Source organism: Thalassospira sp., assembly GCF_030690045.1.
Lineage (GTDB): Bacteria > Pseudomonadota > Alphaproteobacteria > Rhodospirillales > Thalassospiraceae > Thalassospira.
Genome location: NZ_JAUYHK010000003.1, coordinates 55,182 through 81,821, shown reverse-complemented (window position 1 = coordinate 81,821; position 26,640 = coordinate 55,182). Strand labels below are relative to the sequence as shown.

Here is a 26,640-nt window from a genome sequence, read left to right as displayed (position 1 = left end):
ATGTCTGCTGTGTTGAGCCTGCGTGGCCTGACAGGATTTGCGGGGTTTGGCAACCGGTCTTCGGACCGGTTGCTGCCGCTTCTGATCGGGCTGGTGGTGGTGATTTCCATTCTGCCGATCCTGCGTCTGGGATTTGAAGGCATTTTCATTGATGGGGTGCCCAGTACGCATTATCTGGTGTCGGTGCTGGGCAATCCATCGACATGGCAGGCGACCGCCAACAGCCTTTATACCGCCGGTCTGGGGACGATTATTTCGCTGCTGGTTGGCGGGGTTTTTGCCTTTCTGGTGGCGCTGACCGATATCCGCGCCAAGGCGGTACTGGTTTTCTGTTTTATGATTCCGATGATGATCCCGCCGCAAATTACCGCGCTGGCGTGGGTGCAACTGACCGGGCCGAACAGTGCGTTGTTGAACGCCTTTGGCATTGCGCCGCCGATGGGATCACCCCAACCGTTATATTCGGCAGGCGGCATTGCCCTGTTGCTGGGTATTCAGCATGCCTCGATTGTGTTTTTGACCCTGCGGGCCAATTTGCGCCTGCTGCCGCGCGAACAGATCGAAGCCGCCCGGCTGGCCGGGGCGCGGGGATTGCGCCTGTGGTGGCAGATCATCCTGCCCCTGACCAGCCCCGGCCTGATTGCCGGAACCGCGATGGCCTTTGTCACCGCGCTGGGGAATTTCGGCATTACCGCCATGCTGGGCATTCCGGCGGGCTATCCAACCTTGCCGACCCTGATTTACCGCAAACTGGCGGGGTTTGGCCCGTCGGTTCTGGGCGAGGTATCTGTCCTGGCGATGCTGATTGGCGGGATCGCGATTATCGGTGTTGCCCTGCATCATCATTTATTGGGCAAACGCGATTATCGTTTGATGGGAATTGTCGGGCAGTCGCTTGATATCCGGCTGGGCCGTCACCGCAGCCTGATTGAAGGGACCCTGTGGCTGGTTCTGATTGCCATTCTGGTGGTGCCGTTGATGGCGTTGATCGCAACGTCGGTGGTGCCTGCCTTTGGCGTGCGGTTGGGGTTTGATAATTTCAGTCTGGCGGCCTTTCACGAGGTGATGTTTGTTCAGCCCGCCACCATGCGCGCCTTTCAGAACAGTTTTGTTCTGGCAGTCGGGGCATCGGCAACCCTTGTGATGATCTGTTTGCCGCTGGCCTATGTCATTGTGCGCCGCCCGTCGAAAATCACCAAAATCGTCAATCTGCTGGTCGAGGTGCCCTATGCCTTGCCCGGTGTGGTTCTGGCAATCGCCTGTATTTTGCTGTTTATCCGCATCCCGGTGATTGATGTCAGTCTGTATGGCACGCTGGCGATTATTTTTATGGCCTATCTGGCACGGTTTCTGGTGATTGCGCTGCGCCCGGTAATGAACAGTTTCATGCAGCTTGACCCCGCCCTGGAAGAAGCCGCCCAGGCCTGCGGGGCCGGGGCGGGGCGGCGATTGCGCGATATTTTGCTGCCGTTGGCCGCCCCTGCGGCGGCGGCGGGAGCCCTTCTGGTGTTTTTGACGGCGTTTAACGAACTGACGGTTTCGGCCCTGTTGTGGTCGTCGGGGAATGAAACGCTGGGTGTTTTGATTTTCAATCTGGATGACAGTGGCGATACCGTCATGGCATCGGCGGTGGCCGTGCTGGTGGTGATCGTTGTGATTGCGCTGATGACGGTGTTTCAACTGGCATCGCGGCGCTTGCCCAAGGGAGTTGTGCCATGGCAGACATAAACCTGACCGGAATCACCAAAAAATTTGGCGATTACCGGGCACTTGATGATGTGTCGCTGACCATCGGAAACGGTGAATTTGTGGCATTGCTGGGGCCGTCGGGCTGTGGCAAGACCACGTTGTTGCGGCTTTTGGCCGGGTTTGAAACCCCCGATAGCGGGGCGATCATGCTGGATGGTCATGCGGTGGCCGATCCGGCACGCGGCATTATGATCGCGCCCGAAGACCGTAATCTGGGCATTGTGTTTCAATCCTATGCCCTGTGGCCGCATATGTCGGTGGCGCGCAATGTCGGTTATCCGCTTGAAGTCCGGCGGTTGCCACGGGCGGAACGGGACCGGCGCATCCGCGAGGCTTTGTCGATTGTGTCGCTGGAGGCTTATGCCGATCGCAGCCCTGCGGAACTGAGCGGCGGGCAACGTCAACGTGTGGCACTGGCGCGGTGTCTGGTGATGGAACCGCGGGCGGTGTTGCTGGATGAACCGCTGGCCAATCTGGATGTGCATCTGCGCGAAACCATGCAACAGGCCTTTCTGGAATTTCACCGCCGCACCGGGGCGACGATGATTTATGTGACCCATGACCAGTCCGAGGCAATGGCGATGGCCGACCGCATCGCGGTGATGGACAAGGGCCGCATCCGTCAGATGGCATCGCCCGAAACCCTGTATCGCGAACCGGTGGATCATATGGTGGCGGGGTTTGTCGGGGCGGGGGCGGTATTGCCGGTGGCCGGGGTTGCACCGGGTGATGGTGGTCGGTGTCTGGTGCGGATCGGCGATGACGATACCGGGGTACAGGCGCGAATTTGTGCCCGGACATTGTCACGAGCCACGGCCAATCTGAACCATCCGGATGAACGGATCGGCGATCTGGGCCTGTGTCTGCGGCCCGAGGATGTCCGGGTGGATGACGGTGGCAGTCTGGCCGGGGTGGTTGATGATTGTGTGTATCTGGGCGGGCGATTCCGCTTGCTGGTGCGGATTGGTGTGGATCATATTATCCCGGTTTACGCCGGACAACGCGCCCGGATTGGCGAGGCATTGCGTCTGGCTGTGTCCGATGGATGGGTTTTTGAACGGACAGAGGCAGCCTGATGTCGGCAGGAATTCGTATTCTTTCAGGGTTGGGTGAAAAAGGCCCGGCCTGTTTGCGACTGGATTTTTTCAATCGTCGCTGGTTGCTCGATTGCGGCGAAGGGCCGGAAGACGATGCGATCTTTGATCCGGCATGGCTGACCAAAGTTAACGCTGTTTTCATCACCCATGATCATGTCGATCATATTGGGGCGGCCCATCATGCGATTGCGGCGGGCCTGCCGATTTATTGCACGGCGGCAACGGCCCGCGCCCTGCCGCCCGGCGCGGATGTCAATGTCCTGCCGCCCAGCGGTGAAATCCAGGTGGATGGTGTAACCGTCACCACCGGGCGCACCGGCCATTCCTATGGCGGGGTGTGGTTGCATTTCAGTCTGGGCGGCGGCGTGTTTTACAGCGGCGATTTTTGTACGGAATCCGACTGTTTCCTGTTTGAAACGCCGCCCGATGCCGCCACCGTGTTGCTCGATGCGTCCTATGGTCTTGAACGGACCCGGCAACAGGTGCGGATGGATGCGGTGATCGATACGGTCGCACGGCTTGACGGGCAAATCCTGTTTCCGGTGCCGCCCAGTGGTCGGGCCAGTGAAATGGCCCTGTTGTTTGAACAAAACGGCATTGCCGACTGGTCAATGGATGCACGCTGTTATGGCTGGGTCCGCCGGATGCTAAGCGAGGAAGGCCGCGATTATATCAAGCCCGATGCGATCAATATCCTGCGCGATGTCAGTGACAAGGCGCGTGATTTCAACCCCGATGCGCGGATCCTGTTGTGCCATGCCCCGTGCGGCACACGCGGCATGGCGGGCGATTTGATTGCCCGGTGGGAAAATGACGGGCGGCTGGGCCGCGATGCCCATGTGATTTTCACCGGCTATATGGCGGCCCCGGCGCGGGCAATGGTCGCCGATGGCAAGGCGCATTTCCGGCGCTGGAATGTGCATCCGTTACTTGATGATGTTGTCTCGGTCGCCAATTCCTGTCATGCGATGCAGATCGTGCCCCTGTTTTATAACCGGCCCGAGGATTTCGGGCTGGTAGATGGATTTGAAGGCCGGTTGCAGCTTGCCGACCGGTTTTATGTTTGAGGATAGCGACTATGAATGCGCCAGACCTGGCCTCAATTCCGCGGCATCTGCCTGCCGCCGTTCCGTTTGTTTTCATTCGTCACGGCGAAACAGAGGCCAACCGGCTGGGCATCATTGCCGGGTCGCATGAACCGCCCCTGAACGATACCGGGATGGCACAGGCGCGGTCCATCGCCGCCCTCATGGCGCAAGGCAGATGGCAGGCAGTTTTCGTCAGTCCGCAACACCGGGCGCGGCAAACCGCCCAACTGGCCTTGCCCGGTTATGATCCGGTAATTGTCGATGGGTTGCGCGAACGCCATTGGGGCGAACTGGAAGGCCGTCCGATGGCCGATATTTGCCCGCGTTATGAAACCCCGCCTGCGGGCGAGGCATTTGAGGCGATGTGTGTGCGGGTGTTTGACGCGATGACGGTGGTGCAACGGGAAATCACCGATCATGTGCCGGTGATTGTCGCCCATTCCGGTGTTATTCGCTGCATCCTGCATCTGGCCGGGTTCAATGGGGATGGCCCGCAAACCGCCAATGCCACCCCGATCCTGTTTCGCCCGGAAAACCGGGGCTGGCGCCATGATATTCTGACCGATGATCTGATAAAGGAAATTTCCCGATGACGGTTCTGCGCGATGCGGTGGTGTTTGACATGGACGGCACCCTTGCCCATTTTGATGCCGATGCGTTGGGGCATCTGGTGCATGGGGTGGAAAAACACTGGGATGCATTTTTTGATGCGATGGACCATGCCGCACCGATTGCCAATATCGAACGGCTGTTGCGGGTTTTGCATCAATCGGGGCAGGCGATTGTGATTTGTTCGGGGCGGCCTGCCGGGTGGCAACACCGGTCCGAATCATGGCTGCGTGCCCATGATATCCCGTTTGACGGCATGTATTTGCGCCCGGCAAACGCCGATCACCGCACGGATGAACAGGTCAAGGAAGACCTTCTGGCGCAAATCCGGCAGGATGGATTTAACCCGTGGCTGGTGGTCGACGACCGGCAACGGGTGGTGGATAAATGGCGGGCCATGGGCCTGACCTGTTTGCAATGCGCGCCCGGGGATTTTTAACCGGCAAACAGGTGTTTGTAGTCGCCATATCCTTCGGCTTCCAGATCATCGACCGGGATAAAGCGCAGGCTGGCGGAATTGATGCAATATCGCAGGCCGCCGGTTTCGGGCGGGCCATCGGGAAAAACATGGCCCAGATGGCTTTCGCCATGTTTGGACCGGACTTCGACCCGGCGCATGCCATGCGTGGTGTCGGTGCGCGCGATGATATGATCGGGTTCGACCGGTTTGGTAAAACTGGGCCAGCCGCAGCCGCTATCGAATTTGTCGGATGACGTAAACAAAGGCTCGCCCGAAACGATATCGACATACAGCCCGTCTTCCTTGTGATCCCAAAAGGCATTTTGAAACGCCGGTTCGGTGCCGTTTTTCTGGGTAACCCGATATTGTTCGGGTGAAAGGTCGGCCAGTGCTTCGGGATTTTTCCTGTATGCGGTCATGAGGGGCCCTTTTGTGGCGAAGGTCGTTGCCGGTAAAATGGGCTATCCATCCGGTCTGTCCAGCCTTTTCACGATAAAGTTACGCCGTGCCGGGGGCCGTCATACTGCCGTGGCGTTTGCCGTATGGCCGCCAAGTTGCCGGGTCAGCAATTCGGCGCGTGTTGTCAGTTCATGTTTGTAAAGATCGAAATGCTGAATGCCATCAACACGCGGTGTAATCAGGCACAGTGTCGCAATGCACTGTTTCTGATCGTCATAAACCGGGGCGGCAAAGCAATGTGTGTAATTATCGGCGATACTGTCAAAGGCGAAAAAATTCTCGCGGGTGGCTTTGCGGACCTGCGCAATGAATTCTTCCGGCGGCAGTTTGCTTCCGGATGGCAGGATGAAATCCTCCGCAGGAATGAAATCCAGGATTTCCTGATCGCTCAGGTGGCCGACAAGCAACCGGCCGGATGCGGTCCACGGAATGGGCACAATTTCGCCGACATCGGCGCTGATGCGAAAATGCCGGGAACCTTCATTCATCATGATGACGGTGTATTTTTGACCTTCCAGCATACAAAGCTGCGCGGTCTCCCGTGTTTTTTCGGCCAGATATTGCAAATGCTCCCGGCCTTCGCGGGCCAGATCGAAATGGTTCAGATAACCGCGTCCCCAGAAATACAGTCTGCGCCCCAGAAAGACCTGACCTTCGGCTCCGCTCCGTTCCAGCACATTGCTTTCAAGCAGCAGATTGACGATCTCGTAAATCGAGGATTTGGGCGCATCAATTGCGGTTGCGATCTCGTTGGGGCGCATCGGGCCTTTTTTCGTCATCAGACAATCAAGGATGTCAAATGCCCTGTCCAGCCCGCGGGCCCTTTTGGTCGTCATGGTTTTGCTCGCTTTCCGGGTATTCGTGCCGGATCGAACATTTTCCTGTTCGATCATTATTCGCCATTTTATCGGACTTTGTAAGCTACGCAGTCAACCTCGACTTTGCAATCCACCATCATGCTGGACTGGACACATGCCCGCGCAGGTGGATGGTCTGTGAAATATTCGGCAAAAACCTTGTTGAAGCTCCAAAAATCGCGTGGGTCATCCAGCCATACACCGATCCGCATAATATTGGACCGGTCATAACCGGCCTCGTCAAGAATGGCGAGCATGTTCTGGATGGCCTTGTGGCTTTGCGCAATGATGCCACCATCAATGATTTCGCCGTTTTCCATGGCGACCTGCCCCGAAACATATAACCAGCCATTTGCTTCTGTTGCACGGGCAAAGGGCAATGGCTGTCCGCCAGCCCCGCGTTCACCACTTCCGTAGCGCGTTATGGACATCTTTTCCTCCTGCGGATTTTGGATCAGAATTTCGAATTTTTCAGGAAATCGGCAAGCTGTGGCGATTTCGGATTGTGGAACACATCCTTGGGCGGGCCTTGCTCGATGATGTTGCCGCCGCCCATAAAGATGATCCGGTTCGAGACCTCATAGGCAAAGCGCATTTCATGCGTGACCAGCAGCATGGTCATGCCGTCCCTGGCAAGGTCGGTAATGACATTCAGGACTTCATTGACCAGTTCAGGGTCCAGCGCCGATGTCACCTCATCAAAAAGCATCAGTTTCGGGTTCATGGCGATGGCCCGTGCAATCGCGACACGTTGCTGTTGCCCCCCGGATAACTGACCGGGGAAATGGTCGCGACGGTTCAACATGCCGACGCGGTCCAGCCATTTTTCGGCGATGCTGACGGCGGCGTCCTTTTCAAGTCCCTTGACCTTGATCAGGCCCAAAGTCACGTTTTTGAGTGCCGACATATGCGGAAAAAGGTTGAATTGCTGAAACGCCATGCCGGTCATGGCACGTTGGCGGGCTATTTCTTTTTCGCCCCGACGGGTGCGTTTGCCCGATTGTTCATGATAACCGATTGTTTCGCCGTCAATAAGAATGCGGCCATCACTGAATTCTTCAAGCAGATTGACACAGCGCAGCAATGTGGTTTTTCCAGAACCGCTTGCCCCGATGATGCTGACGACATCACCGGCATTCATCGTCATGTCGATGCCCTTCAGGATTTCAAGGTCGCCAAAGTTTTTATGAAGATTTTCGATTTGCAGAAGGCTCATTTTGTCATTCTCCTGACCGTTCTTATACTGACGGAATTGCAACCTTTTTTTCGATGGCGCGGCCCAGTTTTTCGATCAGGAAATTGATCAGGAAATAGACGAAACCGGCAAAAAAGTAGAATTCAAGACTGAGGAAATTTCGGGAAATGATTTGCTGAACCGACAGCAGCAGTTCAACGACACCGATGATGGACAAAAGCGTTGAGGCCTTGACGATTTCGGTTGCGGTATTGACCCAGGTCGGCAGCATTTGACGCAGGGCCTGTGGCAGCAGGACATAGGCAAAAATCTGGGAAAATGTCAGTCCTATGGCTTTTCCGGCTTCGATCTGGCCTTTGGGGATGGCTTGCAGGGCTCCGCGGACGATTTCACCGACATGCGAACTGCAAAAGAGGGTCAGGGCAAAAATACCGGCCTGAAAGGCGCTAAGATGTATGCCGATCACCCCCAGAATGTAGAAACTGGCGAGGATCAGGACAAAAACCGGCGTTCCCCGCAAGATATCGGTATAGATTCTGATGATAAAGCGCGCGGTCCAGTGCCCGTAAGTAAGGATCAGACCGACAACAATGCCCAGAATTGTCCCGAAAACAACCGCAAGAACCGAGATGACGATTGTATGGCCGATCCCGTTCATAATCGATATGCGTGCCGCCCACGCATCGGCAATGAATTGTTGAAATTCCATGTTCGGGTTCCTCTATTTCGGGATTGCCATGCGGCGTTCCAGAAGACGCAGCGCGTGGGCGATGATGTAGCAAGCCGCGACATACATCAGGCTGGCGACCATCCATGTTTCGATGACCCTGAATGTTTCAACATTGATTTTTCGGGCATAAAAGGTCAGTTCGGGAACTGCAATCGCCGCCGCAAGCGAGGTATCCTTGAACAGGGAAATGAAGTTGTTTCCCAACGAGGGCAGAACATTGCGCAACATGACGGGAATGGTCAGATATCGTTTCGTCTGGAATTCGGTCAGACCAATCGCAAGACCTGCTTCGCGCAGGCCTTTTGGCAAGCTGATCAGGCCTGCCCGGAATACTTCGGTCAAATAGGCCCCGGCATAGAGGGAAAAGGTGGCGACAAAGGATTCGATCTTGCCAATTCTCAACCCCATCTGGGGCAGGGCAAAATAGGTAAAAAAGATCAGGACCAAAAGCGGCGTATTGCGAATGGCCGAGACATAGCCGGTTGAAAATCCCCGCACGACCCGGTTGTGCGACAGGGTTCCGAAGGCCGCCACCAATCCGATGATGCATCCGATAAAGATGGATATCACTGCCAGTATGAGTCCCAATCCCAATCCGGAAAGAAGCAGATCGAAATCTCGCCATACGGCGTTGAAATTCAGATTGTATCCCACGGTAACGGCCTCCGGTTATGGGATGGATTTACTTGTATTCGACAGGGAAGCCGATTTGCGGCGGCGAAAGTTCAACACCGAACCAGGTTTTGAACGATGCGGCATAAGTGTCAAAATCGACCCCGGTCATCGCTTCGTGGAAGACCGCATTGACAAAATTCAGCCAGCGCTGATCGCCGGGTTTGACGCCACAGCTATAGCTTTGCGGATTCCAGCCATAACCGGCATCCTTGTAGCGGTCCGGGGTTTGCAACATGAACCAGTTTAACGATGACTGGTCGGTTGCCGCAGCATCGGCGCGCCCGGAATTGAGCGCCTGATACATCAGATCAACACTGTCATACTGATCGACCGAAGCCTCGGGCAGGGCCGCATGAACCATTTCTTCGGCATAGACGTTTTGTAAAACCGATACGGTTACATCATCGCCTGCGGCCTTCAATGCATCGTAATCCGCATATTTGCCGGTTTGCAGCAGCAAAAGACCAACCCCTTCGCGGTAATAGGGGATGGTGAACTCGACTTGTTGCGCCCTTCCTGGTGTTACCGTCATGAACTGGCAGGTGATATCCACCTTGTCGGTGGTCAGGTTGGGAATCCGGGCGTCGCCGGATTGAAACACAAATTCGATCTTGTCCGCGTCGTCAAACAACCCCTTGGCGACCAGACGCGCCATGTCAACGTCAAAGCCGACCAGATTGTCCTGGGCATCCTTGAAATGCCAGGGCGCATTGGTGCTTCCGGTGCCGACAATCAGATATCCGCGATCCAGAATTTCATTCAGTTTGCTTTTTTCCTGCGCCATGGCGGTCGTCGATGACACTGCCAATACGCCCATAATGGTGGCGATCTTCGTCGCCTGACCTGCAAATTGTCTCCACATATCAATACCTCGCCTGTTTTGATGGACTTTATTCCGTTATAACGGAATTAAGTTCGTTATAACGGAAAATAAAGCTACGATATCTCAAATCAGATTGTCAAGACGGCAGAATATCTGTGCCGCTGCGGCAATGCGGATGCGGGGCGTGACGATACGCGCAAAAAAACCGGCAGGTTTGGCCTGCCGGGGGGGGGGGGTGGATGGTCTGAAAACAGGATCGTCAGGGACTATGAACTGCACCACGGCAGGCGTTTTGTCTTGCCGTCATAGGGGCGGCCAAGGCCCCGATCAATCAGGTCATGTTCATAGGCCCGGCCATCAATCCGCACCGATGCCACCACCCGACCGCCATATCGGTCCCATTCCGGGTCGCAAAATTCGATTTTGCTGGCGGTCTTGAGGGTATGGCGGGCGAAATCGCGGGCCTTGTTGGCAAGGTCCTTTTCCATCGGGCATTGGCCGCGTATTTCCGGGGTATCGACCCCGCGTACCCGGACCGACATTTTGGCGATTTCATCGGGCAGGCCGGGCAGCCGGATATAAATCGTATCGCCGTCATAGGCATATTCGCCATTCTGGTCGCGCAACGGCCAGTCATAACAATTGGCAAAAGCAGGGGGGACGATGCAGGCAAGGAGGGCCGAAATTGTCAAAATCAGGCGCAGGCGGGGCATTTATGGTCTTTCCGGTACAGGCGGCAGGCACGGCAGTGCCGACAGAATGTATGGCAAGACTTTGTGGCGGAGTCAGGGCTGTTTTTTCCAATGATCCGATTGCGCCAGAATATGGTTGCTGACCAGTTGTGCCGAGGGCGACAGACGATGCCCGCGTGCCGTCAACAGGTTATAGGGTTTGATTTCGATGGTTTCATGCAGGGGCAATTCGGCAATCATCCCCCCGACAGACAACATGCTGGTGACTTCTTCGGCCATCGGGGCAATGGCGTCGGTATCGCGGATGGTGGCCAGCGTGACCAGAAGGGATGCCGAATTGACATTGGATTGCGGCAAGGGCAGGCCCCGCGAAATGAAAGCATCCTCGATGGTGCGCCGCATCAGGTTGCCCGGCGGCGGCAACGTCCATTCATAACCTTCAAGATGTTCCAGCGACAAGGACCCGTGTTGCAACAACGGATGCCCGGCACGGACCATCAGTCGGATTTTCTCGCTGCGGATTTCGCGGATGGTAAACAGGCGCGGATCCATGTCATCGGGCACACGGCCAATGACAAAATCATGATGCCCCGCCAACAAATCCCGGACCAGCACATGCGACGGTCCGATGGCGACATTGGCCTGCAACAGCGCGTTGGCCGCCCGGATATCGCGGATCGCAGGCACAACCAGATTAACCGCCGCCCCGGTAACAGCCCCGACAAAAACCGTGCCGCCGCCCTGTTTGATATCCTCGATCTCGCGTTCGGCATCGCGCATTTCAATCAACATGGTGCGGGCGCGGCGCGCCAAAGCCTGCCCGGCATGGGTCAGTTCAATGCCGCGCACCCCGCGTTCGCACAGGCGCGTGCCCAGCAAGGCCTCCATTTCTGATAAAAGCCGGGATGCCGCCGGTTGCGATGTTTTGAGAAGGATGGCGGCCTGGCTGATCTGGCCGGTTTCCTCCATCGCGACAATCATGCGCAGATGGCTGATTTTCAGGCCGCGCAACGACAGATTGCCCGCCCCGGTCAACAGGGATTTGTCGGGGGTCATATGGGGCGATGTCACGATGTGCTGCATGGGGCCAATCCTGTGTTTTGAGGGTTGTCGCATATCAATATTGATATGTCGATTTCAATTTTCATTATTTGATTGTTATAGCGGGGATGCGGAATAATGCGGGCCAGGCTGTCACAGATGCGATGGTCGCACCGGAAACGAAGAACAAGACGCGGAAATGGGCAATTCATCTGCCCGCATCATCGGACAAGAGGCTGTTCAGGCCCGCGTCGCACAGGGAGAAAACATATGAAGCGTCTCAGCATTTTACTGGCTGGCGTTGCCTTTGGCGCGTCGGCATTGTTCAGCCCCGTCATGACGGATACCGGCTTTGGCATTTCTGCCGCCCAGGCGCAGGAAAAGGGCTATGTCGGAATTTCGATGCCGACCAAATCATCGGCCCGCTGGATTTCGGATGGCAATTCGATGGTCGAGCAGTTCGAGGCCGCAGGCTATAAAACCGATCTGCAATATGCCGAAGACGACATTCCCAACCAGTTGGCCCAGATCGAAAACATGATCGTCAAGGGGGTTGAGGTTCTGGTGATTGCCGCGATTGATGGCACCACCCTGTCAAACGCCCTTGAAAATGCCAATGCCGCCGGGATCAAGGTCATTGCCTATGACCGCCTGATCCGCGACAGTGCGCATGTCGATTATTATGCGACCTTTGACAATTTTGAAGTGGGTGTGTTGCAGGCAACCTCGATTGTCGAAGCCCTGAAAGGCAACGGCCCGTTCAATATCGAATTGTTTGGCGGATCGCCGGACGATAACAATGCCTATTTCTTCTATAATGGTGCGATGTCGGTGTTGCAGCCGCTGATCGATGGCGGTGTTATGAATGTCAAATCCGGCCAGATGGGCATGGATACCGTCGGCACCCTGCGTTGGGATGGTGCGGTGGCACAGGCCCGTATGGATAATCTGCTGTCGGCCCATTACACCGATGCAAAGGTCGATGCCGTTCTGTCGCCCTATGACGGGCTGTCGATTGGTATTCTGTCGTCGCTGAAAGGTGTCGGTTATGGTTCGGGCGATCTGCCGATGCCGATCGTTTCGGGTCAGGATGCCGAAGTTCCGTCGGTCAAATCGATCATTGCCGGTGAACAATATTCAACCGTGTTCAAGGATACCCGCGAACTTGCCCGCGTCACCGTGACGATGGTTGACGCCGTTCTGGGCGGCAAGGAACCGACGATCAACGATACCTCGACCTATGACAATGGCGTGAAAGTGGTGCCGTCCTATCTGCTGAAACCGGTTCTGGTGGATGCGGTCAACTGGGAAGGCATTCTGATCGGGTCGGGTTATTACACCGAAGACCAGGTGAAATAAGCATCCTTCATATCGCAGGGGCGGCGGGTTGTGGTGATCTGCAACCCGCCCCCTTGTTCGCAATTTTGGAATAAAGACCCGGCGATAAACGCCGGTATCGGGAGGACTGGATGGATACCATCCTGGAGATGCGCAATATCACCAAAACATTTCCCGGAGTGAAGGCGCTTGATGATGTCAGCCTGAAAGTCAGGCGCGGTGAAATTCATGCGTTATGTGGCGAGAATGGCGCGGGAAAATCGACCCTGATGAAAGTGCTGAGCGGGGTTTACCCGCATGGTTCCTATGACGGCGATATCCTGTTTGACGACGAAATCCAGACGTTCCGCGACATTCGCGACAGCGAGGATCGCGGCATTATCATCATTCATCAGGAACTGGCGCTGGTGCCGTTGCTGTCGATTGCCGAAAACATTTTTCTGGGCAATGAAATTGCCGAAAACGGCATCATTGACTGGCCTGCAACCTTTGCCAGAACAATCGAATTGCTGCGCAAGGTTGGCCTGAAAGAGGCACCCAATACCCTGGTGACCAATATCGGGGTCGGCAAACAGCAATTGGTGGAAATCGCCAAGGCGCTGTCCAAAAAGGTCAAATTGCTGATTCTGGATGAACCGACCGCCAGCTTGCAGGAAAATGACAGCCAGAAATTGCTGGATTTGCTGATCGAATTTCGCAAGCAGGGCATTACATCGATCCTGATTTCGCACAAGTTAAATGAAATCAGCAAGGTCGCCGACAGGATCACGGTCCTGCGGGACGGGCAGGCGGTCTCGACCCTTGACTGTCATGATGGCCCGATCAGCGAAGGCGCAATCATCAAGGACATGGTCGGGCGCGATATGGCGCACCGTTACCCGGACCGCACCCCGGTCATCGGGGAAACCCTGATGGAGGTCCGCAACTGGAATGTCTATCACCCGCTGCATATCGACCGGCACCTGATCCGGGATGTGAATATCAGTGTCGCGCGCGGCGAAGTGGTGGGGATTGCCGGGTTGATGGGGGCCGGGCGCACCGAACTGGCCATGAGCATTTTTGGCCGGGCCTATGGTGTCAATATCAGCGGCGAGGTTTTGATGCACGGGCAACCGGTCGATGTTTCGACGGTTGAAAAGGCGATTGCCGCCGGTCTGGCCTATGTCACCGAAGACCGCAAGGATATGGGGCTGGTTCTTGATGAAAACATCACGCGCAACATCACGCTGGCCAATTTGCCCGGCGTGTCGCAGCGCGGCGTGATCAACGAAGGTGCCGAACGTCAGGTTGCCGAGGAATATCGCGGCAGGATCAATATTCGCACCCCCAATGTCGCCCAGAAAGTCGTCAATCTGTCGGGCGGCAACCAGCAAAAGGTTGTCGTGTCCAAATGGCTGTTTGCCGGGCCGGATGTGCTGATTCTCGATGAACCGACACGCGGGATTGATGTCGGGGCGAAATACGAAATTTATACCATCATTAACAAACTGGCTGCCGACGGTAAGGGGGTCATCATGATCTCGTCGGAAATGCCGGAACTTCTGGGCATGTGTGATCGCATCTATGTCATGGACGAAGGGTCGATGAATGGCGAACTGGCGGGGCACGAGGCCAGCCAGGAAAAAATCATGCATATGATCCTGAAGGGGCGAGGAAAAGACCAATGACTGAGACTTCAGCAAATTCAATCGGCCACTACCTCAAGACCCATATGCGTGAATATGGCATGTTGCTGGCGCTTGTGGTGATTATGGGCTTTTTTCAGGTTGTCACCGATGGCGTCCTGATGCGGCCGGTCAATCTGACCAATCTGTTTTTGCAAAACAGCTATATCATCATCATGGCCGTTGGCATGTTGCTGGTGATCGTCGCCGGGCATATTGACCTGTCGGTCGGATCGGTGGTGGGCTTTATCGGTGCGCTGGCCGCTGTAATGATGGTCAACTGGGATTTGCCGCCGATCATTGTGGTGCCGGTGTGTCTGGCGGCCGGGGCGGTGATTGGCGCGGCGCAAGGATACTGGATCGCCTATTGGCGCATTCCGTCCTTTATCGTCACCCTGGCCGGGATGCTGGTGTTCAAGGGCCTGACGCTGGCCCTGTTGTCGGGGCAGTCGGTCGGGCCGTTCCCGGCATCGTTTCAGTTGCTGTCATCGGGGTTTGTGCCCGATTTCTTCGGCGGCCTGATCGAAGGCCGGTTTAACCTGTTTTCGATGGTTCTGGGCATTGTCGTTGCCGTCACCCTGCCGGTTCTGGGGCTGCGGTCGCGGGCAAAACAGGCGAAATTTGCCGAAATCGACGAACCTTTGGCCTTTTTCATGGCAAAGCACGCCATTGCCGGGATTGCGATCCTTTATATCACCTATCTGTTGTCAACCTATCGCGGTCTGCCGAACGTTTTGATCGTCATGGCGCTGTTGATTGCGATTTTCACCTTTATCACCAACAGCACGACGATTGGTCGGCGCATTTATGCGATAGGCGGCAATGAAAAGGCCGCCAAGCTGTCGGGGATCAATACCAAACGGCTGGCTTTTCTGACCTTTGCCAATATGGGCATGCTGGCCGCCCTTGCCGGGCTGGTTTTTGCCGCCCGCCTCAATACCGCGACCCCCAAGGCCGGGGTGGCGTTTGAACTCGATGTGATTGCCGCCGTCTTTATTGGCGGCGCGTCGATGTCGGGCGGGGTTGGCAAGGTGATCGGTGCTGTTGTCGGTGCCCTGATCATGGGGGTGATGAATAACGGCATGTCGATCATCGGTGTCGGCATTGACTGGCAACAGGTGATCAAGGGGCTGGTGTTGCTCGCCGCTGTGATTTTCGACGTCTACAACAAAAACAAGGCATGACCGCTATGTGTGTCCATCGCCACCCAACAACAATCCATAAAGGAGATCTGGCATGAGCAAGTTCACGCCCGCGCCCTGGCCCCGCACCTTGCGTTCGCAGGAGGGCTGGTTTGGCGGCACCAGCAAGGACAATATCTATCATCGCAGCTGGATGAAAAATCAGGGCCTGCCGGCCGATTTGTTCGATGGCCGTCCGGTGATCGGTATCTGCAATACCTGGTCGCAATTGACCCCCTGCAACGCCCATTTGCGTGATCTGGCGGAACGGGTCAAACACGGGATTTACGAGGCCGGCGGATTGCCGCTTGAATTTCCGGTATTTTCGCCGGGCGAAAGCACCTTGCGCCCGACGGCGATGATGTTTCGCAATCTGTGCGCAATGGATGTGGAAGAAGCCCTGCGCGGCACGCCGCTGGATGGTGTGGTATTGATGGTCGGCTGTGACAAAACCACCCCGGCCCTTTTGATGGGGGCATCCAGTGTCGATATTCCGGCAATTGTCGTTACCGGCGGGCCGATGCTCAATGGCAAATGGCGCGGTCAGGATATCGGGTCGGGCACATCCCTGTGGCAATTGTCCGAAGACCGCAAGGCCGGAAAAATCAGCACCGAGGATTTCCTCGAAGCCGAAATGGCGATGTCGCGGTCACCCGGATCGTGCAACACCATGGGCACGGCCAGCACGATGGCCAGCATGGCCGAGGCACTGGGCATGGCATTGTCGGGCAATGCCGCGATCCCGGCGGTGGACAGCCGCCGCCGCGTGATGGCGCATCTGACCGGGCGGCGGATTGTGCAGATGGTCAAGGATGACCTCAAACCATCCGATATCATGACCAAGGACGCCTTTGAAAACGCCATTCGCGTCAATGGTGCAATTGGCGGATCGACCAATGCGGTGATTCATTTGCTGGCGATTGCCGGGCGTCTGGGCGTTGAACTGGATCTGGACGACTGGGACCGGCTGGGCCGCGATATTCCGACCATCGTCAATTTGCAGCCGTCGGGCAAATATCTGATGGAAGAATTCTTTTATGCCGGGGGCCTGCCGGTGGTGATCAAGGCGCTGGGCGATGCCGGACATCTGCACAAGGATGCCCTGACCGTGGCAGGCGAAACCATGTGGGATCAGGTGTGCGAGGTGCGCAACTGGAACGAAGATGTGATCCGCCCGATTGAACAGGCCCTGACCGCCAGTGGCGGCATTGCGGTGGTGCGCGGCAATCTGGCCCCGAACGGGGCGGTGGTAAAACCCTCGGCGGCGTCCAAACATCTGATGGTGCATCGCGGTCGCGCCGTGGTGTTCGAGGATATCGACGATTACAAGGCCCGCATCAATGACGAGGCCCTCGATATTGACGAAACCTGTGTGATGGTTTTGAAAAATTGCGGGCCCAAGGGCTATCCGGGCATGGCCGAGGTCGGCAATATGGGCCTACCGCCCAAGGTGCTGCGCAAGGGCATTACCGACATGGTGCGGATTTCCGATGCCCGGATGAGCGGCACGGCCTATGGCACGGTGGTATTGCATACCTCGCCCGAAGCCGCCGCAGGCGGGCCGCTGGCGATTGTCCAATCGGGCGATATGATTGAACTTGATGTGCCGAACCGCCGTTTGCATCTTGATTTGCCGGATGCGGAAATTGCCCGCCGTCTTGCCAATTGGCAAAGCCGGGTAAAAGCCCCCAAGGATGGCTATGCCTTTTTGTATCACAGCCATGTCACCGGGGCGGACAAGGGGGCGGATTTCGATTTCCTGGTCGGGTCGCGCGGCAAGGCGATCCCCAAAGACAGCCATTAAACCGGCAGTGTCACACATATAAACAATCTGGAAGGCCGGGTTTACATGCCCGGCCTTCTGTCTTGGCAGATGTGTTTATCATGCATGCGCAAGCCTCTGGCAGTTCGCGCCGGGCAATGCTATAGCAGGATTCATGGAACCTATTACACAAACAGAAGATCTGCGCATTCTGTGCGCAAGGCTGCGTCAGGCAGATTATGTGACGGTCGATACCGAGTTTATGCGCGATTCGACCTATTGGCCCATTTTGTGTCTGGTGCAACTGGCCGGACCGGACCCGGATGATCAGGGTGCTGCGATTGATCCAATGGCCGAGGGCATTGATCTTGCCCCGCTGTTTGACCTGATGCAGGACGAAAGCGTGGTCAAGGTTTTCCACGCCGCCCGGCAGGATATCGAAATTTTTGTCCATCTCAGTGGCCATGTCCCGCACCCGGTATTTGATACCCAGGTGGCGGCGATGGTGCTCGGCTATGGCGATCAGGTGGGTTATGAAACCCTGGTCAACAAGGTGGTGCGCAAGAATGTCGATAAATCAATGCGCTTTACCGACTGGTCGCATCGCCCGTTATCGGCCAAACAGCTCAGCTATGCCCTGTCCGATGTCACCCATTTGCGGTCGATCTACGAGGAATTCCGGGATCGTCTTGTCGGGAATGGCCGGGCGCACTGGCTGGCCGAGGAAATGGAACGGCTGACCGATCTGTCGATTTACAGTGTCGATCCTGATGAGGCATGGCTGCGCCTGAAAACCCGGTCCAACAGCCCGCGTTTTCTGGCGGTGACCCGGGCGCTGTGCGCCTGGCGCGAGACCGAGGCACAACGCAAGAACCTGCCGCGCAACCGGGTGCTGCGCGATGATACCCTGCTTGATATTGCCGCCCGGCAGCCCCTAAGCGAACAGGACCTTGATAAAACCCGCGGGGTCGGGCGCAGCTTTGGCAGCAGCAAATCGGGACAGCAGATCATTGATGCGATCCAGTCCGCCCTTGATTTACCCGCCGATCAGTTACCGCAACCCAAATTGCGCACCGAACTGCCCTCGGGCATCGGCCCGACGGTGGAATTGCTCAAGGTTCTGCTGAAACTGTGCAGCGAGGAAAAGGGCGTCGCCCAGCGCCTTGTCGCCTCCAGCGAGGATCTGCACACTATCGCCGCCGACGATGACGCCGATGTCCCGGCGCTGCATGGCTGGCGCCATGAATTGTTCGGCCAGTACGCCCTGCGCCTCAAACACGGCCAGATCGCGCTCAGGCTTGAAAAGGGTGAAGTGGCGTTGGTGGAACTCGACAACGCCTGATCGTTCTTGTCGGGCTTTAGAAACACAAAACGGGGCCAGATTTTGAGCCCCGTTTTGCATTGATCCGATATGGTGTTTTTCAGTTCCGCAACGCCCCCGTCAGGAAATCCTGCACGGATTGCGGTTGGCGGCCCAGCAGGGTGGCAAGGTCGGTGCTGACCGGTTCATAATCCCCGGCGCGGGCGGCTTCATACAGGCCGACAATGGCGGTCACGCCATGTTCCGGCAGGCCAAAACTTTTGAGGATGTCGCTATAAACCGCAGGCGGCAGATCGACATACCGGATTTCCTTGCCGGTGATACTGGCAATCATCGCCGCAATCTCGTCATAACTGACGGCCTTGGCCCCGGTCAGGTTATAGGTTTTGTTGACATGGTCCGCCGGATTGGCAAGGACACTGGCCGCGGCCAGTGCCAGTTCGTTGCGCGGGACATAGGTGATGCGGCCCTGTCCGGCGGGGGCGGCATAATCGCCGGTTTCAAGGGCGTGCGGCACCCCGGCCAGCAAAAGATCGGCATAAAATGAATTGCGCAGCACAGTATATTTCAGGCCGCTGGCCGCCAGATATTGTTCGGTATCGGCATGAATGGCGGCATAGGTAAAGGCGCTGTCGGGGCGCGGGTCCACAACACTGGTGTAAGTCACATGACCCACTCCGGCGGCCTTTGCGGCATCAATTGCCGTGCGGTGCTGGCGGATGCGGGTGGCGTTGTCGGCTTCGGCGGAAATGATCAAGACCGTTTCAACGCCGCGAAAGGCCGCCGTGGTCAGGGCCAGATCGTCAAAATCGCCGTGACGGACATCAACGCCCAACGCCGTGAGGCCGGATGCCTTTTCGGGGCTGCGGACGCTGACCGCGATGTCGCTGGCGGCAACACGATCCAGAAGATGTTTGACCACAAGGCCGCCAAGCTGGCCGGTTGCACCGGTTACAAGATATTTCATCGTCGTATTCTCCGTTTGTGTCGCGGGAAACAGGCCCGCCTTTCTGACGCAGAAGATGACCTCAAAATTCCATATGATCAATTCGATCAAAATGATATTATTCATGCATGAAAATCGATGAATTGGATATTGACACCCGCCTGTTGCACCTGTTTCTGACCATCTATGACGAAGGATCGGTCACGGGGGCGGCCCATCGTCTGGGGGTCGGGCAACCCACCGTCAGTCACGGGCTGGAACGGTTGCGCCGGATCATGCACGACCCGTTGTTTGTGCGTGCCGGGCGCGGCATTACGCCAACCGCCCATGCCCGGCAAATGGCCGGGCCGGTGCGGGTCTTGCTGCAAGATATCCGCAATCTGGCGCGGGTCGATGTTTTCGACCCGGATAATCCGGCGCATTCCTTTCGCTGTGTGATCGGCGCGAATGATTTTGAAAGTGCGGTAATCCTGCCGCGCCTGTTCCAAAGAATACAATCCTGTGCCGCCGATATCCGCCTGAAAATCCATCCGGTGCGGGGCGGTGGTCATATGATGGAGGCCCTGCGCAGCGGGCAGCTTGACCTTGTTCTGGGGTTGGATGTGGCGCAGGATGCCGCCGATCTGACGCGCCAGGCGCTGTTTCGGGAACGGCTGGTCTGTTTTTATGATGCCAGCCAGCATGATGCACCGCCCGATACGCTGGAACGCTATTGCGCGTTACCGCATGCGCGGGTCAGTTTTGGCGAAGATGACAGTTCTGTCATCGATGACGAACTGGCGAAAATACAACGCGACCGGCGCACTGTGTTGCAGGTTTCAACCTTTGACAATGTGCCGCGGCTGATCCGGGGAACCCGGGTGATTACCACCCTGCCATCGGGGCTGCGCCATAATGTGATGGCCGGGTTTGCCACCTGTGCCTGCCCGGTGCCGTTGCCCGATTTCGGATTTTATCAAACCTGGCATGTGCGCAATGCGACCGCCGCCCCGCATCAATGGTTGCGGGGCGAGGTGTTTCGCATTGTGCGGCGATTATCGGCCTGATGGGCCGCATTTTGCCATCGACGATCAGGCAATCTTGCGGCGGGTCGCGTCCCAGTGCGGGCAGGGCGCATCGGCGGTGATTTTAACCCCCCCGACCCAGCGCGTGCCGCGATAAAATTCAAAGAAACGCTTTTGCCCGGCCAAAACCTGTTTGCCGGTGTCGGTCAGGGTCAAAACCCGGTCCGGCCATGCCACGCCGCTATCCCGCGCCCAGTCAATCAGCGGAACTGTGGTATTGGCCAGATCATCCAGCAAATGCCAGAACATCATATCGCCCAGAAACGGCAACGGTTCCTTGCCGCGCATCAGGCGGCCAAACACCCGGCTGGCCGGAAATGGTCCGGCTTCGTCGAGAATTTCCAGAACCAGTTTCTGTGTCAGGCCAAGATCATTTTCAATCGCAGGCAATTCTGCCAGATGGCGTTCCAGCGCACGGGCCATCAGGCGCACCGGACGGGTATCTGATTTGGCAATGGCGGCAAGTTCCGCCGGGTCGCTGGCACGGATGGCGCGCCAGACTTTTTTGCCAAGATCATAATGCGCATCGGTCACCTGACCACGGGCATTGTCCCATAATTTGCGCAACATTTCGGGCGACAATTGCCCCAGACCGACAAAGTCGGTCACACCGGGCACCTTGTCCACACAGATCAGTTCAAGACGGGCCGGCAGATGCAAGGCCCCAAAGAAATCCAGCAAAAACGCCAAAATCAACTGATCGAAACTGTCATGTTCAAACCACAGCACAACACGGGCATAATCCCCGGCCTGCATCAATCCGGCATAGGCGCGTTGCTGGCGGTCCATCGCCTCGGCGGGCGGAATGCCAAAGGCGGCACTGATAAAATCCGCACGGGTTTGCATCAGAACCGGTAACGGCGCATCGGGAATCGGTCCCTGACAGAACGGATCGGAAAATTCGTGGAAATTCCCCTGAAATCCGGCAATTTGCAAGGCATGACGAATGTCTGTGCCACACCGGATATGCAAGGTCCGGTCATCATCGGGGATGGTAAGGCTGCCATTGGCAATCGACTGGCGGGTGATCGCCATTTTGTCGATATAGGATTTCATTTGCGGCCATCCGGCAAAGCCGTTTTCGCGGCCAATCACCTGTTGGGCATCGGACAATTTCAAATCCGCCGCCGCAACATGGGCGGTTTTGGGCAAAACCGCTGTCAGGCGCTTGCGTTCAACAACATTTCCGGCGCGCAGCGCCTTGAACAGGTCCTTGGCGCGTTTTTTTTGATGCTCAAGATCAGGAATGCCGTCATCGGCCGGTTCCTGTGAATGGGTCTGATCGTGTCGCGACAAGAAAGTGTCTTTCTGATAGGGCTGTGTCTGTCTGGCAGACATGCAAACAATAAACAATGCGGATGATGGTGCGCGAAACTATCATCCGATGAAAAGACGATCAAAGAAATTCAGGCAGAAACCAGATTTTCAACAATTTCGATCCGGCTGTCGCGGTCCATCAATTTGGCGAATTTTGCCAGCCTTTGTTCGACCACTTCGCCATTGATGGCGGCATAATCCTTGTGCAGGCGCAACACCAGTTCGCGGTCGCCGGGCACCAGTTGGGTGCCGGGCAAAATCCCCTCGACCCCGCCCGACAGGCTGTGACCCAGCCGGATGGCCTGCCCGAACAGGCGACCGGTCAGGCGGGTCTCGTCATCCAGCAAACGGTCGCTGGAGGCATCGCCCTTGAAATTACCGGTATAGCGCGACCCCATGGTATAGGCCAGAAACACCCGTTCCGGATGGCTGAGTTCAAGATAGGGATGGCGTAAAATGCGGTTATAGCTTTGTTCGGCGCGGTAATCCGGATGTTCGTTCCAGCCGATATCGCCAATGATACAGGCGGCAAGACGCAACCGGCGCAGATTTTCCGGCTGATCGCGGAAAATCGGATCGGTCCAGCGATACAATTCCTCGCCATGCTGGTGAAACCGTTCGCTGTCCTCGGCGAAACTTTGACAGGCATCGAGCAACGGGTCGCGGTCGCGAATGGCAGCAGGCAGAACCTCAAACATCCAGCCTTCGCGCAGGCCATGCCCGGAAAAGACCACGTCGCGGGCTTGCATCTTGCTGATCAGGCGGCTCATCACTAGGGCGCCATGCGGCAAGCTGTCCACACGGCGTTTGGAAACCCCGCCGATTTTTTCCAGCGATATGCGGCTTTGCTGGGACAGGATATGGGTCAGTTCGGCAATTTCCGGGCGTGGCAGGGTCATATTGTGAATGACCGAAATCGGATAGTTTTCCTGTGCGATATAAAGTTTGGCAATCGACCGCCACGATCCGCCAACCGCAAATAACGGCTTGTCCTTGCCCTGATCGAGCCACGGCACAGAAGACAGATGTTTTTCCACCTCGGCCTCGACCGCACTTCTGTTATTGCCAAACAGGGTTTGCAGACGCATCGCGCCCAGCGGCAGGCTGACCCGTTCCCGGATCGCGCCCTGATCCAGCAAAACCAGTTCCAGCGACCCACCGCCAATATCGCCCATGATGCCGGTGGCATCCGGATCACCGGAAATGACGCCAAGGGCGGACAGGCGGGCTTCTTCCAGACCATCGATGATTTTGATCGTCAGGCCGGTTTCGGTTTTGATGCGTTTGCAAAAGGCATCGCCGTCACTGGCCGCCCGCACGGCGGCCGTGGCCAGAACATCGACCCGGACAATTTTCATGGCACGCAGCAACCCGGCAAAACGCCGCATGGCGGTTACGGCCATTTCAACGCCTTCGGGGTTAAGCTGGCCGGTGGCGTCGATATCGCGGCCCAGCCCGCACATCACCTTTTCATTGAAAATCGGGGCGGGGGCGCGGGTCATGCCATCAAACACAACAAGTCGCACCGAGTTCGACCCGACATCAATGATGGCAATGCGGTTGGAAGCCCTTTGGTCAGTCAGCATACGGGTCTTGAACCTGCTTTTGTCGCCTATTCGTCCAGAACCAGAACCGGCACTGTAACGTCTTCTTCGCTCATGGCGCTGCCACGGCCCGACAGGGACGGGTTGGTCATGAAATATTCATGCTCGGAGAAGGCATTGGGGCCGCCTTCGCACCGTTCATAACTGCCATCGGGCTGCAAATACCAGCTTTGCGCCGTATCTTTTAGATTCGCAATCATGATCTGGTCAACGATTTGCCGCTGACAGGTCGGATTTTCTACCGGCACCAGTGTTTCCACACGACGATTGAGGTTGCGCGGCATCCAGTCCGCCGACGAGATAAAGGCCTTGGCCTTGCGCGACGGCAATTTGGCCCCATTGGCGAAAATCACGATTCGCGAATGTTCAAGGAACCGCCCGACAATCGATTTGACCCGGATATTTTCCGAAAGCCCCGGCACACCGGGCCGCAAACAGCAAATGCCGCGCACCACCAGTTCGATATGCACCCCGGCGCATGATGCACGATACAGCGCATCAATTACCACCGGATCGACCAGACTGTTCATCTTGGCCCAGATCCCGGCGGGCTTGCCTGCCTTGGCGTTTTCGGTTTCCTTTTCGATATGCGCCAGCAAGGTCGGCAGCAGGGTATGGGGCGCAATCGCGATTTTTTCAAGCGACCGCGGCGTTGCATAACCGGTCATGAAATTAAAGATGCTGGCCGCATCGCGGCCCAGTGCCGGATCGCACGAGAAAAACGAAATGTCGGTATAGAATTTGGCGGTGATCGGGTGGTAATTGCCGGTGCCAAAATGGACATAGGTGCGCAATCCGTGGGTTTCACGGCGCACAACAAGCGATACCTTGGCATGGGTTTTCCATTCAAGGAACCCGTACACCACCTGACACCCGGCACGTTCAAGGTCCGCCGCCCAGCGCAGATTGGCTTCCTCGTCAAATCGGGCCTTCAGTTCGACCATCGCGGTGACGGACTTGCCCGCTTCGGCGGCGGCAATCAGGGCCTTGACGATCGGGCTGTTTTCCGATGTGCGATACAGGGTCTGTTTGATGGTAACGACTTCGGGGTCGCGGGCGGCCTGAATCAGGAATTGCACCACCACGTCGAAATCCTCGAACGGGTGATGCACCACCAGATCCTTTTTGCCAATTGCGGCAAAACAGTCGCCGCCAAAATCGCGCACCCGTTCCGGATACCGCGCGGCATAGGGGCGAAACAGCAAATCATGATGCAGGTCGGAATCAATCAGTTGCCGGACATCCACCACGCCCAGCAATCCGTCAACCTTGACCACCTCGTCGGCATTGACCGACAATTCATCGGTGACGAAATCCAGCAAATCCTCGGGCATGCTGGCATTGACTTTCAGGCGGATGATGCTGCCGCGACGTCGCCGTTTCAACGCGGTTTTAAACACGCGCACCAGATCTTCGGCTTCTTCCTCGATTTCAACGTCCGAGTCCCGGATGATGCGAAACAGGCCATGTTCAATCAGGTCAAAGCCGGGGAACAGTTTGTGCAGATACAAAATAATCGCATGTTCCAGCGGCAAATACCGTTCGGTGCGGCCAGGCAGGCGCAAAAACCGGCCGATTTTCGGCGGCATCGGGATCAGGCCGCGCATATTGTGACCATCCGACGGGTCAAACAATTGCATGACAATGGCAAAGCCAAGATTGGGAATGAACGGAAACGGGTGCGACGGATCAATCGCCAACGGGGTCAGGGTCGGGAAGATTTCCCGCATGAAATAACCATCCAGCCATTTGTGATCGGTCTGCGTCAAATCGGATGTTTCGATCACCGAAATGTCGTGTTTTTGCATTTCGACGCAAAGCTGCTGCCAGATGCGCTGCTGGTCCTGCATCAACTGGTTGGCGTCATAGGTGATGGCGCGCAATTGTTCGGACGGGCTCATGCCGTCCTGGCTGGGCTTGGTCATGCCTGCCCGCACCTGCCCGACCAGACCGGCGACGCGGACCATGTAAAATTCATCAAGGTTGCTGGCGGAAATCGACAGGAACCGCAGGCGTTCCAGCAGGGGATGGCGCGGATTTTGCGCTTCTTCCAGAACCCGGCCATTAAAGGCCAGCCATGACAATTCGCGATTGATAAAGCGTTTTTCCGACCCGATTGTGATGGCGCTTGATTGAATTGCAAGGGCGTGTGGCACGCGATGTCTCCTGCCAGAAAGGGGATGATGCGTTGAAAGAAGACGACACCATCCGATATGAATGCGGAGTATAGGATAACTGCTTGTGGGCGTGCAAATTTCTTAAATTTATGTGTCATTTTTTGAAGTGGTATCGTGCCGGATGATATGGCATGTCTTTTTGCAGAAAAGAACCCCTGCCGTATTGGCCGGGTGGATTTTGGTGTGGGAACGATTTTATGAAAACCCTGTTGCTGTTGCGTCATGCCAAATCAAGCTGGACCGAGGTCGGCCGGTCCGATCATGACCGGTCGCTGAACGGGCGCGGGGAAAAGGCGGCCCCCGTGATGGGGCGGTTTTTGCAGAAAAACGGATTGATCCCCGATCTGATTCTGTGTTCAACCGCACAACGGGCGGTACAGACCCTGTCGCTTTTGGGGCGGGATTTTGCCCGCAAGGCCAACGTGGTTTACAACGAAGACCTCTATATGGCCGATGACCGCACCCTGCGCGATTGCCTGCGCCAAAGCCCGGACGAGGCGGCGACGGTGCTGATGATCGGTCACAATCCCGGTCTGGAAGATTTCGCCGCCCGTCTGGCGGGCGACGGCAGTAATGCGGACCGGCAGGCGGAAATGGCCCGCAAATATCCAACAGCGGCCCTTGCCGGTTTTGAATTTGAGATTGATCAGTGGCGCGATATCGGCTGGGGGCAGGGGCGGTTGACGCGGTTTGTCAGGGTGCGGGATTTACAGGAGTCATAAGGCCGCCCTTTGCCGAAATGCCGCCATGCGCGGCCAGCACTTGACGCCGCAGCCCGAGAAGCGTTTTAT

At 56.6% G+C, this 26,640-nt stretch carries 25 protein-coding genes; 12 read left to right on the top strand and 13 right to left on the bottom strand.

What is annotated here, in order from left to right:
- Genes Q8O73_RS02015 through Q8O73_RS01995 form a run of 5 tightly spaced genes read left to right on the top strand, consistent with a single transcriptional unit; the run spans position 1 to position 4,982 of the window.
- Positions 1-1,728 carry an iron ABC transporter permease gene (locus Q8O73_RS02015; protein ID WP_305554152.1) on the top strand — a complete coding sequence of 576 codons (1,728 nt, stop codon included), beginning with the start codon at positions 1-3 and terminating at the stop codon, positions 1,726-1,728.
- Positions 1,716-2,825, top strand: a complete 1,110-nt coding sequence (locus Q8O73_RS02010; RefSeq protein ID WP_305554149.1) for an ABC transporter ATP-binding protein — start codon at positions 1,716-1,718, stop codon at positions 2,823-2,825. Before Q8O73_RS02015 ends, Q8O73_RS02010 begins: the two co-directional genes overlap by 13 nt.
- On the top strand, positions 2,825-3,913 hold the full coding sequence (locus Q8O73_RS02005; protein WP_305554146.1) for an MBL fold metallo-hydrolase: 1,089 nt from the start codon (positions 2,825-2,827) through the stop codon (positions 3,911-3,913). Before Q8O73_RS02010 ends, Q8O73_RS02005 begins: the two co-directional genes overlap by 1 nt.
- 11 nt (positions 3,914-3,924) lie before the next feature.
- The gene (locus Q8O73_RS02000; protein WP_305554143.1) at positions 3,925-4,527 is read left to right on the top strand and encodes a histidine phosphatase family protein; all 603 of its coding nucleotides are present in this window, start codon (positions 3,925-3,927) and stop codon (positions 4,525-4,527) included.
- Positions 4,524-4,982 carry an HAD family hydrolase gene (locus tag Q8O73_RS01995; RefSeq protein ID WP_305554140.1) on the top strand — a complete coding sequence of 153 codons (459 nt, stop codon included), beginning with the start codon at positions 4,524-4,526 and terminating at the stop codon, positions 4,980-4,982. Before Q8O73_RS02000 ends, Q8O73_RS01995 begins: the two co-directional genes overlap by 4 nt.
- Here the strand turns inward: Q8O73_RS01995 and msrB are convergent.
- From msrB to Q8O73_RS01950, 9 genes are all read right to left on the bottom strand, one after another.
- Positions 4,979-5,422 carry a peptide-methionine (R)-S-oxide reductase MsrB gene (gene msrB, locus Q8O73_RS01990; RefSeq protein ID WP_305554137.1) on the bottom strand — a complete coding sequence of 148 codons (444 nt, stop codon included), beginning with the start codon at positions 5,420-5,422 and terminating at the stop codon, positions 4,979-4,981. The genes Q8O73_RS01995 and msrB overlap by 4 nt on opposite strands.
- Before the next feature lie 99 nt (positions 5,423-5,521).
- A complete protein-coding gene (locus Q8O73_RS01985; RefSeq protein WP_305554134.1) occupies positions 5,522-6,298 on the bottom strand; it encodes an IclR family transcriptional regulator in 777 nt (258 codons plus the stop codon).
- A 68-nt stretch (positions 6,299-6,366) separates the two neighbouring features.
- Entirely contained in the window at positions 6,367-6,750 is a 384-nt protein-coding gene (locus tag Q8O73_RS01980) for a RidA family protein (protein ID WP_305554131.1), read from the bottom strand.
- A gap of 23 nt (positions 6,751-6,773) precedes the next feature.
- The gene (locus tag Q8O73_RS01975) at positions 6,774-7,535 is read right to left on the bottom strand and encodes an amino acid ABC transporter ATP-binding protein (protein ID WP_305554128.1); all 762 of its coding nucleotides are present in this window, start codon (positions 7,533-7,535) and stop codon (positions 6,774-6,776) included.
- 22 nt (positions 7,536-7,557) lie between these two features.
- Positions 7,558-8,223, bottom strand: coding sequence for an amino acid ABC transporter permease (locus Q8O73_RS01970; protein ID WP_305554125.1), 666 nt, complete (start codon positions 8,221-8,223; stop codon positions 7,558-7,560).
- Positions 8,224-8,235: 12 nt separating this feature from the next.
- Complete coding sequence (locus Q8O73_RS01965) at positions 8,236-8,898, bottom strand: amino acid ABC transporter permease (protein ID WP_305554122.1); 663 nt, start codon at positions 8,896-8,898, stop codon at positions 8,236-8,238.
- A 28-nt stretch (positions 8,899-8,926) separates the two neighbouring features.
- Positions 8,927-9,781 (bottom strand): transporter substrate-binding domain-containing protein, encoded by an 855-nt coding sequence (locus tag Q8O73_RS01960; RefSeq protein ID WP_305554119.1) that lies wholly within the window; start codon positions 9,779-9,781, stop codon positions 8,927-8,929.
- A gap of 227 nt (positions 9,782-10,008) precedes the next feature.
- Positions 10,009-10,455, bottom strand: a complete 447-nt coding sequence (locus tag Q8O73_RS01955) for a thermonuclease family protein (RefSeq protein WP_305554116.1) — start codon at positions 10,453-10,455, stop codon at positions 10,009-10,011.
- A gap of 72 nt (positions 10,456-10,527) precedes the next feature.
- Positions 10,528-11,517, bottom strand: a complete 990-nt coding sequence (locus tag Q8O73_RS01950; protein WP_305554113.1) for a LysR family transcriptional regulator — start codon at positions 11,515-11,517, stop codon at positions 10,528-10,530.
- Between the two features lie 228 nt (positions 11,518-11,745).
- Between Q8O73_RS01950 and chvE the strand changes: the two genes are divergently transcribed.
- The 5 genes from chvE to rnd all read left to right on the top strand — a co-directional run bounded on the left by chvE (position 11,746) and on the right by rnd (position 18,762).
- Complete coding sequence (chvE, locus tag Q8O73_RS01945) at positions 11,746-12,834, top strand: multiple monosaccharide ABC transporter substrate-binding protein (protein WP_305554110.1); 1,089 nt, start codon at positions 11,746-11,748, stop codon at positions 12,832-12,834.
- Positions 12,835-12,944: 110 nt separating this feature from the next.
- On the top strand, positions 12,945-14,480 hold the full coding sequence (gene mmsA, locus Q8O73_RS01940) for a multiple monosaccharide ABC transporter ATP-binding protein (RefSeq protein WP_305554107.1): 1,536 nt from the start codon (positions 12,945-12,947) through the stop codon (positions 14,478-14,480).
- Positions 14,477-15,661 (top strand): multiple monosaccharide ABC transporter permease, encoded by a 1,185-nt coding sequence (gene mmsB / locus Q8O73_RS01935; RefSeq protein WP_305554104.1) that lies wholly within the window; start codon positions 14,477-14,479, stop codon positions 15,659-15,661. Before mmsA ends, mmsB begins: the two co-directional genes overlap by 4 nt.
- Before the next feature lie 52 nt (positions 15,662-15,713).
- Positions 15,714-17,462 (top strand): L-arabinonate dehydratase, encoded by a 1,749-nt coding sequence (araD, locus tag Q8O73_RS01930; RefSeq protein ID WP_305554101.1) that lies wholly within the window; start codon positions 15,714-15,716, stop codon positions 17,460-17,462.
- A 133-nt stretch (positions 17,463-17,595) separates the two neighbouring features.
- Entirely contained in the window at positions 17,596-18,762 is a 1,167-nt protein-coding gene (rnd, locus tag Q8O73_RS01925) for a ribonuclease D (protein WP_305554098.1), read from the top strand.
- Positions 18,763-18,841: 79 nt separating this feature from the next.
- Here the strand turns inward: rnd and Q8O73_RS01920 are convergent, their stop codons facing one another.
- Positions 18,842-19,708, bottom strand: a complete 867-nt coding sequence (locus Q8O73_RS01920; RefSeq protein ID WP_305554095.1) for an SDR family oxidoreductase — start codon at positions 19,706-19,708, stop codon at positions 18,842-18,844.
- Between the two features lie 107 nt (positions 19,709-19,815).
- Here Q8O73_RS01920 and Q8O73_RS01915 point away from each other — a divergent pair, with 107 nt between their 5' ends.
- Entirely contained in the window at positions 19,816-20,733 is a 918-nt protein-coding gene (locus Q8O73_RS01915; protein WP_305554091.1) for a LysR family transcriptional regulator, read from the top strand.
- Between the two features lie 24 nt (positions 20,734-20,757).
- On the opposite strand, the gene Q8O73_RS01910 is transcribed toward Q8O73_RS01915, so the two are convergent.
- From Q8O73_RS01910 to Q8O73_RS01900, 3 genes are all read right to left on the bottom strand, one after another.
- Positions 20,758-22,047: a DUF1835 domain-containing protein gene (locus tag Q8O73_RS01910; RefSeq protein ID WP_305554088.1), complete on the bottom strand. Its 1,290-nt coding sequence runs from the start codon at positions 22,045-22,047 to the stop codon at positions 20,758-20,760.
- 110 nt (positions 22,048-22,157) lie between these two features.
- Positions 22,158-23,654: an exopolyphosphatase gene (ppx, locus tag Q8O73_RS01905; RefSeq protein ID WP_305554085.1), complete on the bottom strand. Its 1,497-nt coding sequence runs from the start codon at positions 23,652-23,654 to the stop codon at positions 22,158-22,160.
- A 26-nt stretch (positions 23,655-23,680) separates the two neighbouring features.
- Complete coding sequence (locus Q8O73_RS01900) at positions 23,681-25,828, bottom strand: RNA degradosome polyphosphate kinase (protein ID WP_305554082.1); 2,148 nt, start codon at positions 25,826-25,828, stop codon at positions 23,681-23,683.
- Between the two features lie 218 nt (positions 25,829-26,046).
- On the opposite strand from Q8O73_RS01900, the gene Q8O73_RS01895 reads away from it, so the two are divergent.
- Positions 26,047-26,571 carry a histidine phosphatase family protein gene (locus Q8O73_RS01895; RefSeq protein WP_305554079.1) on the top strand — a complete coding sequence of 175 codons (525 nt, stop codon included), beginning with the start codon at positions 26,047-26,049 and terminating at the stop codon, positions 26,569-26,571.
- Positions 26,572-26,640 lie beyond the last annotated feature (69 nt).